This window comes from Desulforamulus profundi (assembly GCF_002607855.1).
In genome coordinates, this window is record NZ_AWQQ01000157.1 from 1 (window position 1) to 3,827 (window position 3,827).

The following is a 3,827-nucleotide window of genomic DNA, read 5'->3' on the forward strand; positions in this document are numbered from 1 at the left end:
AAGGTGAAGCAGACCACCTGGATGATTTAACTTACGACCCGATAATAGCTAGGAATTACATCATTTGTAAAAATGTGGATTAAAGGACTACCTCTTAAGTGGTTGTTCCTTTAGCATAAAGTAAAATGGGTTAATTGGTGTATACACCCAAATAATTACAAAATTATACAATTATATCTTCCAATTATTACCTTTTAATTTATGCGAAAGTTTTATGCAACGCTAGTGATTAAAGTTAATCTTGAAACCATAGAAAAGATTAATAATATTAATGACAAGTTGATTTCTGTAATATAAAGCTAATTGGGTTGCAGGTATTTTTATACAAATTAATCTATCTACCTAAGAAAGAAATAAGAGAGCGACACTGTGAAAAGAGCGCTCTTCATTACTTCAATTATTAATTAATTGTAATCTGTTTTATTTTCTTAATTTTTTCCATAAAAAGTGTAAAAATTCTACAAAATTGATATGATACAGTTCTAAAATTCTTCTAATAATTTTCATGATCAGCAGATATAAGACTATAAGGAATAGAAATTTCAAAGTATAATCCATGACCCATCCTTAATTGTTTACGGAATATAAGTTTTGTCAAACCTTGTATAACCAGATACAGGGATTTCTTTTGTCAAAATTCCATAGCCATTTACACCAATATAATATCCTACAGTATAATCATAGTCAAGTTGTAAATATGAACTAGTTGTAGAGGGATTTTTTACAGAAATTGAGTTTTTGCGGATATCCTTCATTTCATACCACCAGGCAGGAGTGGGAGCTGTATCTATTCGTATATCTGACCCTAATGCAGATGTCCAATACTTTGTTGTACCATTACTATAATATTTACCGGTGGCAATATATTTCATAACTAATGAATTGGTAATGGTGGCTTTTTTATAAACAGTTGCAGTACCGGAAGTAGCTAACGTAGTAATATTTTGAGTAGTAGAATCATTAGATACGCTTTCGTTATCATCACGAATAACTATCCTATTAGGTAGTTTCTTTGCCTCGTTAAGAGCATTTTGAAGATCACGCACTGTTACAACCCCGGAAACAGGTTTATCTCTTTTCTTAACATTAATTGGATTTAAGCCCATGTACTTAAAAACATCATACATGTTATCGTCTGTAACTACAGTATCTGGCGAAAAAGTCATTTTTTGATCTGAAACAGTAGTTGATGACGCAAAAGCAAAATTCGCTAAAGACAAAATCATGATCATAGTTAAAATGAAACTAAATATTTTCTTCATGAAGTCCTCTCCTTTAAACTAATTTCCAATTTTATATTGGTTAACTAAAAAATATAGGTAAATACCTAAAGGTCTTATGTGTATATACTTGTTCACCTTCTTGACGATAAATTTGCTTCTTTTTAAAAATTTTGTAAGTTTTAAGTCTACTATTAACGTCTAACATCAAAATTAAGTCTTAGGCATTTGAAGATTTACAGAAAAATGGTTAAATATAATTATAATAGTGGTTCCGGAAGGCATAAAAAGGGCACGTGATTGTCAGGTCTGTACCCGGTTGCCTGTCCAAATCACTATTATTTTATTAGGCGGATTTCGGGATAATTGGTAAAGAATCAATGTCCTCACCTCCTTTCAAAAAATCTACTAAGTTACCAAAGATTAAACACTAGAAGAATATAGGTAAAAATTAGCATATCTGTGTTTGATTGTCTATTACTCTGGTCTAAATCGTGCAAAGACGTGTCTATTTCATGCAAAATCGTGTCTGAAATTGCATAAACAAGGATTATCCAAAAATAAAGAGGCTTCTTGAAAGCCTCACCATTGATTTACCGCCTGGAATTTATTAGTTTTTCCAGTTCTCTAACTTTTTCTCTTGTCATGAGTGCCTTTTTATCCGTGTCTGCAAAAACAACCTCATAACTGTTTCTTCCGGTTGGTATAATTTCCTTGACCATGTTTAAATTTACTATGAAACCAGCATGACTCCTATAAAAAGGGTAACCCCCCAGTTGTTGCTCCACATCCGATAGACTACTTTTTATAATAACTTTGCCTCCTGTATGATATATGGCTGTTTGGCGATTTTCCCTTGTAACAAAGATGATGTCTTTTAGTTCAAGGTAAACCAGTTTGTTGTCTTCCTTAAAAATGCGCTTTCTCTCGAAGATATCTGTCGTCTCGATTCCTCGAAATACTGTATTACTTGCTGTCTTTGTGGTCAAAAGAGCTTTTGGGCGGTGGCTGTTTTTTCTGCCTAGCATACCTAATAGGCTCATTTTGGTGTCACCTTTTGTATAAGTTATCAAAGGAAAACCTCCTTTAAGTAATCATTTCAATATCAAGACAAAGAATGGATGGGTTTGGTTTCAAAAACTTATCGCAATAAATAGACACATTTTTCTACTGACACATTTTATATCAAAAGAAAAAAATAACTCCCCCTGTAAAGTTTTTGAAACGTAAGCGTCAAACCTTACCCACCTAGCTTTATGTTTTAGCTTGTAGGATAATCTTCCTCAAGGACACAACCGAGGAGGATTTTCTTTATGTCTGACAAAGCTAACCGATAAAAAGAATGGGAAGATAGCATAGCAGCATATCAGGCCAGCGGCCTCAGTGTTAAAGAGTGGTGTGCAATCCACGGCATCAACCCCGACCGGCTGTGGTACTGGCTGCGGAGAAACAAAAACCAAACAGCAAATTTAAGAAAAACCAACACACCTCAATGGCTGCCGGTGGAAGTTAGTGAACAAACACCCGGAAACCAGAACAATGCTGTACTAATCAGCATAGGCCAGGCCAGTGTAGAGGTAAAACCCGGCTTTGATCCGGCCCTACTATCCGAAGTAATTCGCATCCTGGTGGCCTTATGCTGACTGATGCCGGGGTTGATAGGGTTTACCTGGCCTGCGGTGCCACTGATTTGCGCAAGTCCATTGATGGTCTGGCAGCCCTGGTAAAGGAGGGCTTAGCCTGGATCCCTTTGCACCCTGTCTGTTTGTTTTTTGCAACCGGCAACGAGATAAACTCAAAATACTTCGCTGGGATCACAACGGGTTCTGGCTATATTACCGGCGCCTGGAGCGCGGGAAATTTCAGTGGCCGGCACAAAAAGATGCCATCACTGTAAAGATCAGTTACCGTCAGTTGCGCTGGTTACTGGACGGCCTAACCTTAGAACAAAAGCAGGCTCATTACTGCTGTCGCTGCGCAGCGGCATGTGTCTAACTCTAATACCACCAACATATTATTAAGTCATAAACCCACCTCCTTTCCTACTAGACAGACAAGGGGGTAGGTTGGTTTTAAAAATAAATCGTAATATATCTACAAATATCGACATTATCAATAATAATAATTGATTTCAACAAAGGAATTAAATAGTCATATATAGAATTATTTTGTAAAGATAACGAAACCTCTTGGGAGGTAACTATGTCTATAATTAAACGTCTGTTCTCAAGAAAGAAAAAACCAGACAAAGAGTACAGCGAGCTCATATTTCGACTGTATTACAATCCAGCTTATGAAGCAGTCTATTTTTACTGTGGTGATGCTTCAATCGCAGAAGAAGCTGCCCAAGAGGCAATATTTAAAGCTGAATTAAGTTGTCAAGGTATTGACACTTTGGAAATAAATAACAGCTCCCCTTGTTATCCTAAAATGTTCTTGGTGAGCCCCAGAGGTTAACTTAAATTAAAGTGGCGCCGAAGGGAAGTCTTGACGGACGGGGTCCCCGCGTGTGGTACAATCGAGTAACCGGCGGGGCGCAATCTGTTAAAGCAATGTCCCCGGAGCCGCCCCGTCGGTAGTCAAAGCTGACCACACGCGGGGTGGCAG

3 protein-coding genes and 2 pseudogenes are annotated in these 3,827 nt (G+C 37.1%); 3 read left to right on the forward strand and 2 right to left on the reverse strand.

Translation table 11 applies throughout. From position 1 onward, the window contains the following. Positions 1–575: 575 nt before the first annotated feature. Positions 576–1,262: a hypothetical protein gene (locus P378_RS18520; RefSeq protein ID WP_099084239.1), complete on the reverse strand. Its 687-nt coding sequence runs from the start codon at positions 1,260–1,262 to the stop codon at positions 576–578. A 551-nt stretch (positions 1,263–1,813) separates the two neighbouring features. Then, positions 1,814–2,293, reverse strand: coding sequence for a LytR/AlgR family response regulator transcription factor (locus P378_RS18525; RefSeq protein WP_099084240.1), 480 nt, complete (start codon positions 2,291–2,293; stop codon positions 1,814–1,816). A 279-nt stretch (positions 2,294–2,572) separates the two neighbouring features. On the opposite strand from P378_RS18525, the pseudogene tnpA reads away from it, so the two are divergent. The 3 genes and pseudogenes from tnpA to P378_RS22620 all read left to right on the forward strand — a co-directional run. After that, positions 2,573–2,863 (forward strand): annotated as a pseudogene (tnpA, locus tag P378_RS24430) (IS66 family insertion sequence element accessory protein TnpA); the annotation flags it as partial. Then, positions 2,857–3,215, forward strand: a pseudogene (gene tnpB, locus P378_RS18535) (IS66 family insertion sequence element accessory protein TnpB). The pseudogenes tnpA and tnpB, both read left to right, overlap by 7 nt. A 207-nt stretch (positions 3,216–3,422) precedes the next feature. Then, the gene (locus tag P378_RS22620; protein WP_238473387.1) at positions 3,423–3,677 is read left to right on the forward strand and encodes an RNA polymerase sigma factor; all 255 of its coding nucleotides are present in this window, start codon (positions 3,423–3,425) and stop codon (positions 3,675–3,677) included. The last annotated feature ends 150 nt before the right edge of the window (positions 3,678–3,827 follow it).